This window comes from Desulfomonile tiedjei DSM 6799 (assembly GCF_000266945.1).
Taxonomy (GTDB): Bacteria; Desulfobacterota; Desulfomonilia; order Desulfomonilales; family Desulfomonilaceae; genus Desulfomonile; species Desulfomonile tiedjei.
Window position 1 is genome coordinate 317940 of the sequence record NC_018025.1, and the last position, 17366, is coordinate 335305.

The 17366-nt window shown below is 49.9% G+C and carries 14 protein-coding genes and 1 pseudogene; 7 read left to right on the forward strand and 8 right to left on the reverse strand.

The window, feature by feature from the left end; translation table 11 throughout:
- Positions 1 to 191: 191 nt before the first annotated feature.
- From DESTI_RS01300 to DESTI_RS31670, 3 genes are all read right to left on the reverse strand, one after another.
- Entirely contained in the window at positions 192 to 476 is a 285-nt protein-coding gene (locus DESTI_RS01300; protein WP_014808163.1) for a hypothetical protein, read from the reverse strand.
- A 188-nt stretch (positions 477 to 664) separates the two neighbouring features.
- Positions 665 to 904, reverse strand: coding sequence for a DsrE family protein (locus DESTI_RS01305; RefSeq protein ID WP_014808164.1), 240 nt, complete (start codon positions 902 to 904; stop codon positions 665 to 667).
- Positions 905 to 1060: 156 nt separating this feature from the next.
- Positions 1061 to 2170 (reverse strand): arsenite methyltransferase/AhpD domain selenoprotein, encoded by a 1110-nt coding sequence (locus DESTI_RS31670; protein WP_272483271.1) that lies wholly within the window; start codon positions 2168 to 2170, stop codon positions 1061 to 1063.
- A gap of 476 nt (positions 2171 to 2646) precedes the next feature.
- Between DESTI_RS31670 and DESTI_RS01320 the strand changes: the two are divergent.
- A pseudogene (locus tag DESTI_RS01320) lies at positions 2647 to 3549 on the forward strand (LysR family transcriptional regulator).
- A gap of 267 nt (positions 3550 to 3816) precedes the next feature.
- Here DESTI_RS01320 and DESTI_RS28245 read toward each other — a convergent pair.
- Together DESTI_RS28245 and DESTI_RS01330 are read right to left on the reverse strand one after the other, a co-directional pair.
- A complete protein-coding gene (locus DESTI_RS28245) occupies positions 3817 to 4143 on the reverse strand; it encodes a PIN domain-containing protein (protein WP_052315979.1) in 327 nt (108 codons plus the stop codon).
- The gene (locus DESTI_RS01330) at positions 4140 to 4388 is read right to left on the reverse strand and encodes a hypothetical protein (RefSeq protein ID WP_014808166.1); all 249 of its coding nucleotides are present in this window, start codon (positions 4386 to 4388) and stop codon (positions 4140 to 4142) included. Before DESTI_RS01330 ends, DESTI_RS28245 begins: the two co-directional genes overlap by 4 nt.
- A 418-nt stretch (positions 4389 to 4806) precedes the next feature.
- Between DESTI_RS01330 and DESTI_RS01335 the strand changes: the two genes are divergently transcribed.
- The 5 genes from DESTI_RS01335 (at position 4807) to DESTI_RS01360 (ending at position 12096) form a co-directional block, all read left to right on the forward strand.
- Positions 4807 to 5763 carry a TonB-dependent receptor gene (locus DESTI_RS01335; protein ID WP_014808167.1) on the forward strand — a complete coding sequence of 319 codons (957 nt, stop codon included), beginning with the start codon at positions 4807 to 4809 and terminating at the stop codon, positions 5761 to 5763.
- A 344-nt stretch (positions 5764 to 6107) separates the two neighbouring features.
- Positions 6108 to 7076: a hypothetical protein gene (locus DESTI_RS01340; protein ID WP_014808168.1), complete on the forward strand. Its 969-nt coding sequence runs from the start codon at positions 6108 to 6110 to the stop codon at positions 7074 to 7076.
- Between the two features lie 231 nt (positions 7077 to 7307).
- Positions 7308 to 9689: a B12-binding domain-containing radical SAM protein gene (locus DESTI_RS01345; RefSeq protein ID WP_014808169.1), complete on the forward strand. Its 2382-nt coding sequence runs from the start codon at positions 7308 to 7310 to the stop codon at positions 9687 to 9689.
- 44 nt (positions 9690 to 9733) lie between these two features.
- Positions 9734 to 11122 (forward strand): aminotransferase class III-fold pyridoxal phosphate-dependent enzyme, encoded by a 1389-nt coding sequence (locus DESTI_RS01350; RefSeq protein WP_014808170.1) that lies wholly within the window; start codon positions 9734 to 9736, stop codon positions 11120 to 11122.
- 599 nt (positions 11123 to 11721) lie between these two features.
- Positions 11722 to 12096, forward strand: a complete 375-nt coding sequence (locus tag DESTI_RS01360; protein WP_169316362.1) for a hypothetical protein — start codon at positions 11722 to 11724, stop codon at positions 12094 to 12096.
- A 7-nt stretch (positions 12097 to 12103) separates the two neighbouring features.
- Here DESTI_RS01360 and argJ read toward each other — a convergent pair whose 3' ends face one another.
- The 3 genes from argJ to DESTI_RS01375 all read right to left on the reverse strand — a co-directional run bounded on the left by argJ (position 12104) and on the right by DESTI_RS01375 (position 15998).
- The gene (argJ, locus tag DESTI_RS01365) at positions 12104 to 13306 is read right to left on the reverse strand and encodes a bifunctional glutamate N-acetyltransferase/amino-acid acetyltransferase ArgJ (protein WP_014808173.1); all 1203 of its coding nucleotides are present in this window, start codon (positions 13304 to 13306) and stop codon (positions 12104 to 12106) included.
- Between the two features lie 11 nt (positions 13307 to 13317).
- Positions 13318 to 13944, reverse strand: a complete 627-nt coding sequence (locus DESTI_RS01370; protein WP_014808174.1) for an HAD family hydrolase — start codon at positions 13942 to 13944, stop codon at positions 13318 to 13320.
- A 194-nt stretch (positions 13945 to 14138) separates the two neighbouring features.
- Positions 14139 to 15998, reverse strand: a complete 1860-nt coding sequence (locus DESTI_RS01375; protein WP_014808175.1) for an acyl-CoA dehydrogenase — start codon at positions 15996 to 15998, stop codon at positions 14139 to 14141.
- A 634-nt stretch (positions 15999 to 16632) separates the two neighbouring features.
- Here DESTI_RS01375 and DESTI_RS01380 point away from each other — a divergent pair.
- Positions 16633 to 17292, forward strand: coding sequence for a hypothetical protein (locus tag DESTI_RS01380; RefSeq protein ID WP_014808176.1), 660 nt, complete (start codon positions 16633 to 16635; stop codon positions 17290 to 17292).
- Positions 17293 to 17366 lie beyond the last annotated feature (74 nt).

The following is a 17366-nucleotide window of genomic DNA, read 5'->3' on the forward strand; positions in this document are numbered from 1 at the left end:
CAAAGCCGTCTATTCACTCCGCTCAGGACGCCCCAGCCTTCGCTATCTTAAGTGCATAACTGCGAAAGGTATCAGAGATAACCCCTGACGGGGCGGGATTTTTTTCCGGACGTGGTGCATTCATCCTTATCCCGGCGCCGAGCAAAACCCAATTCAGTTCATTGTGACTCCACATTTCATCTCTGCAAGAGTCATTCACACTCCAGGTCGCGATTCATCTTGGATCGCAACGACGTCCATTTGAGACTTTCGGCAAAATTCTTCCATTTATCCGGCCCAAAAGCTGCCACACTTCCAGCGGAGTCCCAGATTATCACAACGGTCCCGTTTAACCCGGTAGAAGCCGCAGCAGCCCGAAGTTTGGCCAATTCTTGTTCCCTGTGCTCCTGGGCACGCTTCCCGAACGATCGGTCCACTGGTACAAGGATAACGTTTTCCCCCTCGTGGGTAAGCTGCGCCACTCTATATTTGGCCATTATGCCCTCCGTTTAGGTCTATTACAAGCTGGTACACCCCGTCTTTGAACGTGTTGGATATTACGCGACTTTCAAAAGGTGAAAACTTTTGACTCAGCCGCCAAGCCGATCATTGTCTTGGCAGTATCCAGTTTCGCCGTCTCAATGAGATCTTTCTCGTCAATCTGACGAGTCTTGGCACAGGGGACTCAGACGTAAAACGGCACTTTTCCTTGCACCAGGAAATCCATGTAGGTGTTCATCTCATCGCCGGTCGGAGCTACTACGTTTTCTGCCATCCCTTTTTTGGCGAAAACCACTCCATCGTCTACAAGAAAGATGCTGACCTCATGACCCTCTTGCCTCGCTATATGAGCCAATTGCATACAGCGTGTCGCCCGAGTAGGGTCCTCTAGTCCTCGACTAAGAACGAAAAGGAATTTTGCCACTGATATCACCTCCTGAATAAGCTCGCTTCGTTAAGTAAGTGCCCTTTTCCACAACGTCCTCGTGTTCGATCGAACATCAGAAGTTCGTCTATTAGAGATCTGCTGAGAATGAGGCCGTCACCTCACATCCGCTCATCCAGAGCGGGCTGCACCAGCTCAGGGTGCGCAAGCGCTCGCGTCAGTCGTGGAACCATCAGCGGAATCGATACCTGCACTGCTTTTCGCTTCGGTCGACGAGCCTGAGCACGTGTCATGAAGAATCTGAATCTTGGTCGCTCCTACCGTCATCGCTACTGCGGCTGTCTCTTGAAGTTCCTCATCCGTTGCGCCGAGTTGCCTTGCGACTGCAAGGCAGTAGCGGGTTCACGGATCGCATCCCGCGGATAATGATGCCCCCAGTGCGATCAGGTGCTTGGTCTTGCGATCTAATGCGCCCTCACTATATGCAGCTTCGAAGAATTCTTGATACTTGTCGAGCGTTGCCATTGAGTCCGACCTCCTCTCAGAGATTGGCGTTTCAGGTTTCAGAGTCTTAAACAGGACTCCCCTTGTAATCGGGGAGCTATTGAACCCGGTCTCCGAGACTATCTCAGAGGAGACAAAACCAACTTGTTTCAGTATCTCCAGGAAATCCTTTCCTGATATAGCTCCGCCCATTCATCCCGACCAATTATCGATCCGCGCTTTTACATCCTCGGATAGAGGCCCCGTGAGCACCTGATCAGCCACGACAAGATGCCCACCGGGCTTCAGCACTCTAAGTACCTCTTTAAGAGCCTTTGGTTTATCCGGAATGAGGTTAAAGGCCCCACTGGAGATAACGACGTCAAAGTCTGCGTCACGGAAAGGCAAGTCCTCTGCGGAGCACTCCTGAAAGGATACGTTTTTGAGATCGGTTCTGCTTAAGTTCTCCCATGCCCTCCCCAGCATTTCAGAGCTCAAATCTATGCCGACGACCCTTCCTGTCGGTCCTGTCATTATGGCTGCCACCAATGCGTCTGTACCTCCGCCGCAGCCAATATCCAGAACGCTCTCTCCCGGAGTTATTGCTCCTGTTGAAAAAGGGTTTCCTACGCCGCAGAACGAGTCCAAGACGGCCTCGGGCAAGGATCCGAGAATGTCCGGGTCATATTTCAGAGCAGCAAGTCCTTCACGACCTGTAGGGTAACTGAAAAGGCCGTCGGGATTGACGGCAACTTTGGAATATTTTTCGCGAACACCCTCTTCGATCTTCTTTCTATCCTCGGCAGTGAAGCCATATTTCATGTTTTTAGTATCCTTTAGGAAAGTTGTAGCGGTTATCGAAAGTCTTGACCGAATCCAATGCCTGTAATGGTAAGAATCAGTAGCGCCGGCGTCTCTGCCGGTGAGAACTGGTTGATTTGTTTTGTGAATTGTCCACCGGCACGGAGGCCGGTGCTACTGATAGCTGGGAGCTGCTCTTCACAATCCATGATTGCTTTCGAGAATCGGCATATATCTTCGTAAGCTCAAAGTCTCTCTGGCAATCCCCTCTCTAACGTAGCGTTCTTTCAAAATATCCGGAGTGTTCTCTGAATTAGTGTTCGGCACATAATCGGCAGTAAGCAGCGCTTAACGATATTCCAGATCACATCACAAGGAAAAGTCACAAATCACTGATGCGGTCGCCTAGTAAAATGATAAAGCTTTGTATTGATGTGTCAAACGAATTATAATCATAGTAAGCATGATAAAATCTCATCAACTCGGAGGATGGCTTTTTGAATCTTTCTCAACTGGAAACTTTCGTAACTGTGGCTCGAACTGAAAGTTTCACCAAAGCCGCTTTGTTGATCTGTCGAACTCAATCGGCAGTGTCCAGACAAATGCAGGATCTGGAAAAGTCTCTCGGGGTGCCACTCTTCGAGAGAATCGGTCGAAAAGTGTCTTTGACCGCGGCTGGCAGAATTCTTCTCGAACAAGCCCCTCGTCTTCTTCAGCAGGCCCAAGACCTTACGGAACGACTTCGAGACTTTAACCAGGGTGTCGGAGGGGAACTTCGCGTAGGGGGTACTATTTCTGCGGCCAGTACTTTCCTTCCACGGATATTGGCCAAGTATAAACGCTCCTATCCTTCGGTAAGTCTGAGCCTCCAACCGGGGCACACGCAAATGTTGATTCAGAAACTGCGGAGCAATGATCTGGACGTTGCTGTTCTCGGATGCGAGTCGATGGAATCAGATATGAAGACAAGCTCCCTGATCTCCGATGCGATAGTGCTCGTGGCAGCGTCTGACCATCCGTTGGCAGCCAAGAGGTCTGTCACACCGAATGAACTGAATGGAATGGAATTCATGTTCCGCGAATCCGGTTCAGATTCCCGTAACTTAACAAAGCAGTGGTTGGTGGACAACAAAGTGGACGTGAAAACCCTGATGGATCTATGGTGACCGGATATCATAAAGCGCCTGGTAGGCGCTGGATTGGCCTTGGCCGCATTATCCGAAGCATCCGTTGCAGAGGACCTGAGGCAGAAATCGCTATCCATTATACGCGTTCATGGTTGGCCTTTAGCAAGGACAATGGCGGTGGTGCACCACATTCAAAAATACGTGGCTCGTCCACTTCAGGGTTTCTTGGATGAGGTAGGTTTTCAGAGCCACTCTGTGTTAACGCCGGTTTAGGAAATACACGCCGGATGTTGGGGGCGTACGATCGAATCGTATCGGGCACCACCAACTCTCCCAAGCGCTCCAGCAGTTCTCAGCTCAAGCCCCCAAAAAGATATGACTGCCTTATGTGATTGAAATTGATTACATCCAGGCCGAGACTTGAAATCAACCCCGCGAGCTTGAAATCTTCCGTCACTACGAGACACTCGCTTTTCGCCATCAGCAAAATCACCGCGTCAGTCAACCCGCACTTGTTGAAATAAGGATGAGCACAGGCTGTTACGCTGGTGAATATTCCTCAGTGAGAATTGCAATCTGTTCACCTAATTGCTTCCGAAAGTCTGAGTTCGAGGCTCCTGGAAGTTGACCGGCCAGATTGCTCACTTCGGTCATAATATTCGGGGTAGTGATTCTTTGCTTGAAGAAAGTTAGTAACTTCTTGATCAGATCAAAGTCTTTGGTCGTGAATTGCTTGACTCTCTTGAAACGACCAATTTGCGCTATGTCGAATTCACCTATAAAATAAAGGAGAAGCAAATTTGTGTCGATGAGAACCCGTTTATTAGCATACTTTGAGATGAGATCATCAACGTAACGAGGAGTCATTGCAGAGTCCGAATTTTCATGGCAACAACATCACCACTGTCGGCTCTTACTTTGAACGATTTATAAATCCTGCTTGTTCCCAACCGATCTGCATCCCACCCAAGAGTGACGTACCAAAACTGCTCGTCATCCGATAATTCCACTTCTTCCACCAAAAGGCCCGGCACCAGAGAAGCCCAGCCTTTGCCGTAAAGTGTCGCTGCGTAATTCACGGCATTGTCGACCGCTGTCTTTACATCGATCATAAAAACCTCCAGGAGGCTAAATTGTACCAATATCAGACTTCCGGATAATAAGTCAGCGGACGACCAAAATCAATGTAGAGATATATCCCTCGTTTGGACATCAAATCTCAGAGAGTTGGACTTAAGAGCGGCAGTCCATTTGGTCATGTTGGGAACAAAGCCTTGCGAAATTTTTTCGATCCAAGCGCAGCAATTCACAATGGCCCTATAAATCGGTAACCAGCACTACTTTATCGCTTTACCCTCATCGTGAACAAAAAATAATCAATATAGTGCCTTATTTCATTGACTTGCTGACGCTTTTCGCGTACAAGCATAATAACTATAGTCAGAACAAACGTAATGTTGTTTCGTAGAACGTAGTATTTCTGCTCGGCTGCCAGCTCATTGTAGTATGTAGTTGAATGAGGAGAATAGTATGGATTTTAGGACTCGTTCAAAGCAGTTTGTCTGTTTGATGGCCATCCTGTTCGTTTGTGCTTTTTCCGCTTCTGCACATGCTCAAGGCTTGTTTGGTGCGGGTCTCCCCGGGCTTCCCTCCTTTGGATTTCCCGGAGGGATCGGAGGGTGCGGTGAGAGAGCATGCCCTGCAGGTGGATTGGTCGGGTACATAGGATGGATGGAGAATCGAGAAGGCACCGAGATTAGTGGGGATACGACGGAGACTACGATCTTCGCAGCTTTTTCCGCCAAGCACAAGTACCCTGAACGCGGTCTTTGGTTAGGCCTCATCGGGTCGGGCTGCCTGTCAGAACAAGTTTCTCTCCTGGCCTCAGGCTGGTATCTGGTTCCTTCCAGACAGAATGAAGTTGAGATTTATGATTGGGGCTCTTCCAGACGCAATTGGGACACGGACCTTCAATGGTGGTACGTGGACGGTCTTTTCGCATTCGGTAAACAGTTATCTCTCCTTGCCGGTTTACGGTTCGACCGTTACTCAAACAAATTCAAGAATCCGTCAAATGCCATTGCGGTGGTATCAAATCCCAATGACACTGCCGACGTGAACTCCGACGGCTGGATACCGCTTGTCGGCACACAATATGTCTATGCCGATACCACTACAAATCTTACGGTGCGAGCTGTAGGGTTCCCTGTGCTTCTGGGTAACTTCAAGTACAGAGAAGCGGTTGGAGGAGCAAACGCACTGGAGGGCAGCGGGAATTGGAGGGGTGGCTACTTCCTGGAGATATTCGGCGAATATTCAAAGAGACTGGGTCCAGGCACAATTGGCGTATTTGGCCGCTGGAATGGTACCGAAGGGAAAACTCATGTCGATATCCAGGCATTACCACTTGCAGGCAGCAGCGACTTTGACATCAGTTTTCGGAGGATAACGTGGACAGTGGGTGGGAGTGTAGGTTTGAGTTTTTAATCCGGACTTGCTGAAGCTTCCCCTTACTTTGATTGCGGATGAGGCAATCTGCCGCGTTTCAAACAATGGCTATGACCTCCAAGACTATTGGAGGCCTTTTTTCGCCGCATACTCGCCTTAGGCTCTCCCGGGCAACGACCAAAAGGCGCATTTCTCCTTTTGTGTCAATTTTTAGTTTCAAGTCACACGGTAACCACTCAATCCTCCATGATTTTTCTGTTAATAATCATTGACGATTTAAGTTAGTTCTGATATAATCTGCATAGTGCATTGAAAGCTATCACGTTTATCCGGAAACACTCTTTGGGGTGGCCTCCGCCTTGTGATTGCTCTGGAGGGGAACTATGGATTCTTTATTCGGTCGGTCACGGTTTTTCGTGTGGGTTTTACCCATAGTGTTTTGCATGCTGTCTGCCTCAATCGTTTTCGGTCAAACATTCGGGCCGCCGCTATTCGGTATGCAGCCGTTTTCAGCAAACCGGGGCTGCCCGCCTCCTTCGTGCGGTGACGTAAAAGAGCCTTCACTTGCTGGGAACTTTTACGTTGGTTGGATGGAGGATCGGCGGGAGACTTCCGTTTACCTTGACGGGACCGGTGGAACCCTTCTCGGTGCAAGAAACGCCGAACATCTCTATCCCGAACGAGGATTATGGCTGGGTGTCTCCGGATCGTTTGGGCTCAATGAACGCGTATCGGTCCTGGGGTCGGGATGGTATCTTTTTCCTTCAGATAATACCGGATCCGAAACCTACAACGAAGGGGGAGCACGTAGGGCCTGGAAAAATCAGAGGCAATGGTGGTTTGTTGACGGATTTCTGGCCTACAGCCCACAAACTACTTTTTCCCTTCTGGCAGGCGGGCGTTTCGATTACTACACCACAAAATTCAAAGATGCATCAGAACCTGCCGGTGTGGCCAGCTCCCCGGATGACACTGCGGACGTTATTTCCCAGGGATGGATTCCTCTGGTGGGCGGACAATATGCATATACCGGGCCGGGAAACAATCTGGTTATAAGAGCCGTAGGATTTCCCTTGCTCCTGGGAAATGTCAAGTACAATGAGACGTTCAATGGAGCTACTCATTTAGAAGGGCGAGGCAATTGGTCGAGAGGCTATTTCTTTGAACTGTTCAGTCAATATGCTTTCAGTGCGGGACCGGGTTTTGTTGGAGTGTTCGGTCGATGGAACGCTACCCAGGGGAAAGCTCAGGCGGAAATCGATGCACAACCTGCTGCGGGCAGCCAAGACTGGGAAGTTGTGCTCACAAGATCCTCATGGACTCTGGGAGGCACTGTAGGCGTATCTTTCTGAGGCCGCTGCTTAAGGTGAATGGTAAAAGCAGCGGTTCGTTTTCTCCACCGAGAAAACGCGATAATGACATGAGGTTTCCAAAATGCGGCTCGACAAACGGTCGGGAGCCGCATATTTTTTTTGTATAATCCCCCAATCGGACAATCTACACCATTCCGCATCTGTTATTGTGAGTCTATCTCATTGGTGCTATTGTCATTTCCCGACTCAATTTTTCCAGGATGGTGGTACGTGTCTTTTCTCTTTATAAACGTGAACCATGACGTTGGATACGAATCTTCGGAGAGTATACCTATTTCGCTCGGCTATATTCTCGCAGCCCTCAAGAGCCGAGGTTACGACGGCATCATATTGGACGATCTTAGAGACAGGCCTCTAAGCCTGAACGTCCTGGAAAAATGGATACGACGCCTGGACCCGTCGGTAATAGGGTTTACTTCCTATCAATCAACCATAGAGAGAATCCGGTTCTTCTGTCGATACATCAAATCCAGACACAGGAGAATCCAGATCGTTCTAGGCGGTCCTCAGGCAGTGCTCATGCCCTCGGAGGCGCTCCGGGAATTGGAGGACGTGGATGTGCTCTCCCGTATGGAAGGGGAAACCGTCCTTCTGGAAATGGCGGGAGCACTTACTGCAGGTCGTCCTATGGAGTCCGTTTCAGGAATAACCTGCCGATGTTCCGGAAAAATAATCGATACGGTCAGCGATCTTGAAATTCCTGAGAATCTCGATGAGTATCCGTCTCCGTACTTGACTAATATTCTGAATCTGGAAGGTAAGACGACCGCTATTCTCTTATCTTCGAGAGGTTGCACGCATGTATGTTGGTTCTGCATTACTCCGGGTATCTGCAAAGGAAAAGTACGGTACCATTCTATCGATCGCGTTTTGGAGGAAATGCGTGTCCTTGCCAGTCGCGGAATCGAGCGATTCTGGTTCGCTGATCCCAATTTCACGGAGGATCGGAATAGAACAGAAGAATTGCTCCGACGCAAAATGGAATCAGGCATTACTACTCCCTTCTGGTGCCAGACAAGAGCGGACCTCATAGATGCAGGACTTATGAAAAAGCTTGCTGCTGCCGGAGCCGATACCATTGCATTCGGTCTCGAATCCGGTAGTCCCGGCGTATTGGAGAAAACGAAAAAAGGCATTTTGCTGGAACAACTCAGAGAAAATGTTGCGGCCGCTCAGAGCCTAGGAATGGAAGCAGAACTGTTCTCTATCTTTGGTTTGCCGGGAGAAACGGTGGACGACGCAAGACAGACCATGGAATTCGTACGTTCTTTGGGAATCCCCATTCAGTCCAATTCCGGTTCGCAACAAATGCAACTTTACTTCGGGTCCGTTTATCAGAAGAATCCTGCCAAATTCGGGATATTTCCGCTAAACGGCCATAGACCCGCGTACCTATCTGTGGGGGATCGATTCACAACAGATTACATGAATGCATCTGAAATGCGAAAAGTACGAAATCTTTGGGTCCTGGCCAACGAACAGATGGAAATGGATGTCTATTACAAGCAGCGGACATTCGAAATACTGGATTTCCTGCTATCTAATAAGGATGACCTGAAGGATGAACCGACGCTCCATGCGTACGGTGCTCTCACTGCATCTGTCATCGAGGAATTCGATTTGCTGCAGGATTTCCTCGACGGGTATTCCAGACTGCAGACCGATGGTTCTCAAGAGGTAGACCAATTGGTCTCGGCCTTGAGTTTCTTTCAGGAGACGGATGAGCCTGCGGGCCCTGAAGACCGGGTCATATTCGATTCCAGAAGCTGGATTGACGGAGTACCTTTTACGGGAATTTCGGGCAAGTTCTGGGATGTGCTCCTGGGACGAGGTCTGCTGCTGCCGGAATTTGAATTGGGTTTTCTCGGTGCTCGACAGGGTGATGATAGGGAATTCTCATTCGTCTTTCCGGATGATTACGGACAGGAAGAATTGCGCGGCAAGAAAGTGGACGTTCAAGCGAAGATACACAAGATTTTCAAATCGAGACACGTTTCGAATTTGGCTGAGTTCCGGCGCCTCCGCATAGAGAATCACTACAAATTCCAAGACTTGGATCTTCTGAGGGATCAAAACGAAATCCTGTATTATTTGGCATTGAGAGATTCGGATACGGAAGCGTTGCTCAGAGCGCCGAGTCACTTTCTCGCATACTTGCACAAACTCGCGAAACTCGGGAAACGTCAGCAGGTTGCGAATCTTGCAGCCCTGGTGAAAGGAAAACCCACTGCCCTCAATGCATTGGCGGATACGCTGATAACCGTCGGGAAATACGATTGGGCTCTGGAATACTACAAACAGCTCGAAGAAGAGCTTCCTTCTTCGATGCTGAAACAGGTGCGCTGCCTGTTGCAGCTCGGACAGCCTGAAGAAGCGTTGCGCATCATGGATCATATTCCGGAATCTTCTGATCTGGCGTTCCAGGAAACTCTGCTTCAGTGTCTGAAAAGTGCAAAACCCGAATCCAATCGTATTCCATCTCTGGAGCATCACGTCCTCAATCTGAAGGTAAACGCGGCTCTGGGGCGAGAAACAGCTTCGCGCAGATCCCAATCCGGGCTTCCGCCACTTGTACATGGGGAGACTGAATAATTGTTGTGAGGAATTGAGCAACGGGTACTGAGGCCCAAATAGTCATGAAAACCATAGCTCAGGAATTCATATCGGACAGTAGGATTCGCGAGGCGAAACAGAGCATGCTTTCGACTCTTGCCGAGTATCAGGCAAGAATCACCGGTATACGACCGCCAAAAGAAGAATTGCGCGAAACCTACGAAGAGACTTTATCGCAATTCGGAGTAGCACGAGGAGCTCCTTTGTTCTTCCCCTTCCTGGGAAGCGGTATAGGGCACCGTGCGTTCGTGGAACTTGCTGACGGCAGCGTCAAATACGATTTTATCTCCGGAATCGGCGTTCATCATTTTGGCCACAGCCGTCCGGAATTGGTTGAAGCTGCAATCGATGCAGCCCTTTCCGATACGATCATGCAGGGTAACCTACAGCAAAACCGGGAAAGTGCAGAAGTGGCAGACATGTTGCTCACTGCCGCCAACAAAAAAGGAGCTTCCCTTCAGCATTGCTTTCTCACCACCAGCGGGGCAATGGCAAACGAAAACGCTCTCAAGCTCATCCTTCAGAAAAAGTGTCCCAGAGATCGCATTCTCGCCTTTGAAGGGTGCTTTGCCGGCAGAACCCTTTCGCTTTCGCAAATCACCGATAAACCGGCTTTCAGGGAAGGATTACCTTCCACGCTGCACGTGGATTACGTTCCTTTTCTGGACCATACCAGGGAAGAAGAAAGCACGCGGACAGCCTGCGCGCATCTTCTTGGATATCTGGAACGATACCCGGGCAGGTACGCTGCCATGATTTTCGAGACCGTCCTGGGAGAGGGCGGATTCTATCCCGGATCTGAGATATTCTTTCGGTCTCTCATGAACATCCTCCGGGAAAACGAAGTAGCCATACTTCTGGATGAGATCCAAACCTTCGGTCGAACAAACGAGCTTTTCGCCTTTCAGGCATTCAGGCTGGACGAATTCGCCGATGTGGTTACCGTCGGGAAAGCCACTCAGATTTGTGCGACGTTGTTCCGGTCGGACTTCAATCCCAGGCCGGGACTGCTCAGTCAGACCTTCATAGGTTCAACCTCGGCACTGTTCGCGAGTCGCGTAATTCTCAGAGAATTGCAGGACGGCGGTTACTTCGGTCCGGACGGGAAGATTGCGCAATTCCATGATCGCTTTGTCGGCCACTTGCAGCGGATTCAAACAGAGTATCCGGGAATCCTCCAGGGGCCATTCGGCACCGGAGCAATGGTGGCGTTCACTCCTTATGATGGAAACCCGGAAAAGGTGAAAGAATTCGTCCATGCACTCTTCGATGCGGGAGTCATCTCATTCTATGCCGGGCGGACCGGCTCAAGGGTTCGGTTTCTGCTTCCCGTTGCCGCAATAGATTTCCAGGACATCGATGCTGTCGCGAAAATCGTGGAGACCACGCTTCTCAAGGTCGCGCACCCCTGATGCGAGCTCGAATCGGGGAGGAACTTCTTGTAAGAAGTTCCTCCCCGAACCCCACTTCAAGAACTTTTGGCACTCTCCGGAACCCAATTTCCTGGTCGGAAATTCGGGTTCCGGCGAATGATAAAAGCTTCTTGGACGTGGCTTGGGAAGAGATTCTCTACAAAGAAGGTCTCCCAAAAATCTTCTATCGAATGCAAAATGGCATGAGGCCACCACATTCAAGCGATCGTAATATTCACTTTGATCATGAGCACTTTTCTTCCTTATTCCTACCATTGTCCTCGTGGCATGGCCTCTTCTATACCGATTCTCGAAAGTAATCACGGATTGTGAAGAGCAGTTCCCAGCAATTGGTAGCGCCGGCCTCCGTGCCGGCGAACAATTCACCAAACAAATCAATAAGTTCTCGCCGGCAGGGACGCCGGCGCTACTGATTCTTCTCATTGCAGGCATTGGATTCCGTCAAGACTTTCGATAACCGCTATACCTGTCTGGCAACCATTTTGACGAACACTGTCCCCATGGTTACTCTCTAATTAAGTAAAATGAATGTAACGGAATGTGAGACCTACAGGTCTTTTCGGTTCCGTAAAGGAGATATGATGAATCGCACATACATATACGCAGGGACAGCTATTCTTCTCATGAGCATGATTTATCCTGTGTCGGCGCAACTCACCGAATTCATTCCCGGGCAGTTGTGCGGATCGAACGATTTCGGCATTCGACTGCTGCAATACGGTGATGAAAGCAGCAGTCGAGAGTTGTGTCTACAGGATTGCAGGTCTCGTTACGGTGGAGACTTGTATTCGAATAGCGTAGAGCGGGGCCCAGAACTCCAGGCTCGCGGTGGTTTTCGGGGCGGCGGTGGATACCAACCCGGATATTACCAATACGCACAATGCGTGAATAGCTGCGAAAATCGATTCTGGAGAGAATTCGATCGTCGCATGAGAGATCTCGAGAAAGAATAACTAACGATCAGGAGCGGTAATCCGCGTTAATGGAAACGTATTCTTCCGAGAAGTCGGTAGTCAGTACGGTTGTAGAACTGTTGCCCATTTTCAAATCCAGCTCGACCGTGAATTCGGGCTGCTGCATAGCCGCGTGCGCGGCGGTTTCCCAATCCTCTGAAACAAGAAATCCATTGCGCACGATTGGGATGCCGCCGATAGAAAGGTCGAGATTGTCCGGACGAAATACTACCCCTGCACGACCCGCACTGCAGACAATGCGTCCCCAGTTCGGGTCCTCTCCGTGAAACGCTGTTTTCACGAGAGGCGATTCGGCAATCTTTCGTGCGACCTTGAGCGCATCAGCTTCATTTTTCGTTCCAAGCACGTGAATGTCGACAACCTTGGTCACACCTTCCCCGTCCCGTACTATCTGGCGGGAGAGATCCCTGCAAGCAGTTTTGAGAGCCGAGAAAAAGCTCTCCTCGTCGGAACTGTTTTGTCCCAGATCGATTGCACCTTGATGACCGCCGCTCAACACCAGCAAGGTGTCATTGGTGCTCGTATCGCCGTCTATAGTTACGCGATTGAACGTTTCCGCAGCAGCTTGTACGAGAAATTCCTTTAGCAGCGAAGGCGGGACTTTTACATCCGTGAGAATTACGGCCAACAACGTGGCCATATCCGGAGCAATCATTCCGGCTCCTTTGGCCATGCCCAGGATACGGAAGGGAGTGGTGGAAGTCTCGCTGTCGAGAATGCCGGTTTTCGGTTTTGTATCCGTGGTCATAATGGCGTGCGCCACATCCATGTACGAACTCGAGTCCAACCGTTCTACCAGAGGCGGAATTTTCGGTCTCAGTCTTTCCATAGGAAGCGGGTTACCTATGACACCCGTGGACATGGGAACGATCAATTCAGGACTAATGCCCAGTTTTTTCGCAGTGAGCTCTGTCAACTCGTAAGCGTCCGACTTGCCCTGAGCGCCTGTGTAAGCGTTCGCGTTGCCGGAATTCATGAGCGCAGCCTGACAGAGTCCTGACTGCAGGCGTTCACGGACAATTTCTACGGGTGCTGCGCAGACCAGGTTCCTCGTGGTCACCGCGGCAGCCTGTGCGGGAATATCTGATGCAATGAGCGCCAGATCGAGCCGTTCCGTGCCGGCTTTCTTCACCCCGGCAGCAATGGCGCTGAATCGAAAACCTTTGATGGGTTGATTATTTCCAGTCAATGTTGTTCACCTCAAACTCGTTCGTGCACTCCCAATGCATGCAGTTCATCGAGCAACTGCATGCGGTCTTTATAAACTATGCCTGTCATTCCCAGGTTGACCGCTCCCAGGACGTTTTCTTCGATATCATCAATGAACACTGAAGTCTTGGGATTTATCCCGAACAGCTCCAATGCCTTTTGAAAATAGAAAGGAGAGGGTTTCATGGAATTCAGCTCAAACGACAATGCTGCGCCCTTGAAAAACGAAAGCCTGGGGTACTTTGCAATAATGTAGCGCCAGTGTGCTCTACTGGTGTTCGATGCAAGCCATGCTCCGTAATCGTCACTCAAGGATTCCGCGAGATCGGCCATTCTGTCATCCAACGTAAAAATCGAGCACCACATGTCCCGAAATTCTTTTTGATCGATAGGTGTATCCAGAATGGCCGTCACTATTTCGTGAAATTTGGCGAAATCGATCTTGCCCGTTTCCAGAGCCACCGCGGGCCCGTAAAAGAGCGATTCGAATGCAGTAGGTCTGGTTTCTTTCATATGAATCAACTCATCAGAAAGGTGCGGAATCAACCTTTCAAATGCATGATCCCAGTTCAATGGTACTAATACATTTCCCAGGTCGAAAATTATATCTCGTATCATGTCATCAATTCCTTTGAAAATACCGCTGTCATAACGCCACTGCTAACAGATAATAACATTTTGCTCTGAAATGGACTATAACGTGAAGACACCTCTTCAGCGATACGAGGGAATTGATGCCATCAACTCGATGTTGACACTGCCCAAAAGTCGAATGGCTCACAAATACGAGATTGCTGGACCCATCCGGAATATCATATCCTGAGAAACGCTTCCTTGGGCAATTCCAGAAATCCTGTCCCGCTCTGCATGATCGCCTTTGCTTTTCCTTGCGCCAGAGAGAGCACACTTTGGGAAAAGAATTCCGCTGAAGCTATCTTCCCCAGATAAAAAGCCGCCTCGCGATCGGACTCGGCCAGCTCTTTTTGCTTCTCGGGAGTTCCGGCTCCTGCATTGGCATACATAGCCTGGAGCTTTTCATCTGCGATCTCTGCCTGCCACAAAAGCATGAAGCCTATGGTCAAATCTCCAAACAATTCCAGGTAAGGAGTGGCATACAGCACTGGTACGGCATGTTCTCCGGACATGGCTTTTTGAGCGAAATACACGGTTGCTTCGATGAGATGGGATTTCGCTTCATCCACACGGGCTGCAATGGGTTTGAGTCTGGGATTCTCGTTCACTCTGGCAACCAGTTTAGACACTTCTCCTATGAAAGTCTGGAACAGAGCGCCCTGGTTCATCCGGAGCTTACGGCCCACAAGGTCCAGTGCCTGGATTCCGTTTGTTCCTTCGTAGATTGAAGTTATCTTCACATCCCGCAGGAATTGCTCGACAGGGTATTCATTGCAGTATCCGTATCCTCCGTGGATCTGCACAGCTAATTCAGTGACTCTGAAGCCGATATCAGTGCTCCATGCTTTGCAGATGGGTATGAGCAGGTCCACAATACCCCGGTATTTTGCAGCGTCGTTTCGATCCGTACTGCATTCCGCGAGGTCGACGCATTTGGCGACGTAGTAAAGCAGACTCCTCATGCCTTCGGTGACGCTCTTCATCCACATGAGCATGCGGCGAACATCCGGGTGCTCTAAAATTGGGACTTTCGGTGAATCGGGATCTCTGATGGCAGAGAAATGAGGTCCCTGCAGCCGTTCGTTTGCATATCGCACGGAATGCATGTAAGCAGCGGAGGCAAGTGCTAGGCCCTGTAAGCCCACCAGCAGCCGTGCTTCATTCATCATGTGAAACATGATACTCATTCCGGAGTTTTCCGGGCCGATCAAATATCCGACACAATTATCTCGTTCCCCAAAATTCAGAGCGCATGTCGCGGAAGCGTGCAAACCTAATTTGCTCTCGACAGCTACCGTGGTCACATCGTTATCCACTAATCGGCCGTTCTCGATCCGTTTCTTCGGCACAATGAAGATGCTGATGCCTTTCGTGCCTGCAGCCGCACCTTCCACTCTGGCAAGCACGAGATGAATGATGTTCTCGGTCAGATCCTGATCGCCTCCGGTGATGAAAATCTTGCTGCCGGTAATGGAATACGTTCCATCCGGATTCAAGCGGGCTTTTGTTCGTAACGCACCGACATCGCTTCCGGCCTGGGGTTCGGTAAGGCACATGGTTCCGCACCATTCCCCGGAAACCAGCTTCTCCATGTACGTGCTTTGTTGTTCGGGATTGCCGAATTTTTCAAGAACCCTGGCAGCGCCTATGGTCAGACCGGGATATCCCATGAACCCCAGGTTGGCAGCTATCATGCATTCGGTTGCTGCGCAGCCGATTACAGCAGGGACTCCTTGACCGCCCGATTCCTGATCGATCGACAGACTCGGCCATCCGCCCTCACAGTAAAGCCGCTGTATCCTGTGGAATGATTCGGGAACCCGGACCTGCCCGTCTTTCAGGTGCACGCCTATCTTATCGCCGTCCGCATTGGCCGGCCAGAGCTCATTTTCAGCAAGTTTCCGGGCTGCATCCAATACCATGTCAAAGACTTCAGGTGAAAATTCTCCGAATTTCGCGATTTGACAGAGGTCCTCGACTTTCAACTGTTCATACAGTACGAACTGAACGTCACGTTCATCTACCAAAAGATTTGCCATATCGATCTCCTCTTGTTCGTAGACCGGCCTGCATAAATTCGAGCGCTCACGGTCTCTGTATCGGTATCTTGGAAGTTGAAACTACCACGCGGTTCTTGATCGGGTTGCGGGAATTTCCTTATGTTTTCTGCGCCCCCGAAGCTATTCAACACCATGTAATGGGAGAAATCAAAAGAAAACATGAAAGTCAGAGCACGTCTAGGGAGAGCTGTGTGCAGCAGTCCGGGACGCCCGATCCCGTGGTGCTTCTCTTGATCTTTCGCAGAGAGCGACGTAAGATTCCACAAGAAGAAATGCAATCAACGGTCTTGACAGACATGATCACAATGGAAGTCTATTCTGCGATTCGGTTCCGGACCAGAGTATCAAGATTTTCAACGAGATAGCATAAGGAACTTTTTACACGTGTAAACATCCGTGTTTCAGGCCTTCCTCGATCCAAAATTTTGATTGCAGGATAATTCCGTTATAGCCTTTGCGAAACACAGACTTCTCAGTTTCTGAGCGAAAATTTCTGCTGGCAAAGATCGAGGATTCAGGCTAATACACTATGCGGACTCAAAAGCCAAAGAACACGTCCGGACGAGTACCACCCCGATCATAAGCGACTCCGGACGGTTTCTCGGGATATAGAATGTTTCGTTTGATCCTCGTGATAGGAACGTCAGTAGCAATTTTGTGCGGATGCATAGTCCCTGTGCAGGAAGCCCGCAAGAACCCCGGACTGAATTCCGAGACTCCATCCAATGATGCAGCCGATCGAGTATCCGGAAACGGTCAATTGATCAAGCCTTACATTCCTTCAGAACGGGTCTCGAGTGAATCCCGCACGAAAAGCAGGGTTTCGGAACCTGTGCAGGCGATATCAACCTCTTCACCTGTCGTTGCGGAGAGTAACGCAGAGGCTGCTCCCAACCCGGTCGTTGCGGAGAGTGGTGCGGAGGCTCCTCCCAAAATTGAACCGTCGCCGGTTCCTGAAGCTTCCACTACGAAACGTCAATTTGAAGATCAACAGGTAAGGGCTGCCGCAATTGAACTGGCACGTAGTTACTCGGGCATTCATAAGCTCAAGCTGTGCTTCGCGGTCAAAGAAGACGAATGGTGGGCTACTCTGTACGAAAGTACCGGCAATGCATTCGAATTGAAACGATATACCTGGAATCGAGAGCAGGAGAAGTTTCAGCCCTTCCTTGTGCCAAAACGTATCAACGGCGAGCGCCTGCAGGCCAGCCTGGGGGAACAGGAACCTGACATGGCCTGCGAAGTGATCGATCCCACTCCCACAGAGCAATAGTTTGAACAGTTTACTTTAACTTATCGCGATATGTAGCTTTTACTCTTGTCATTTATGCTCACTATGTGATATTC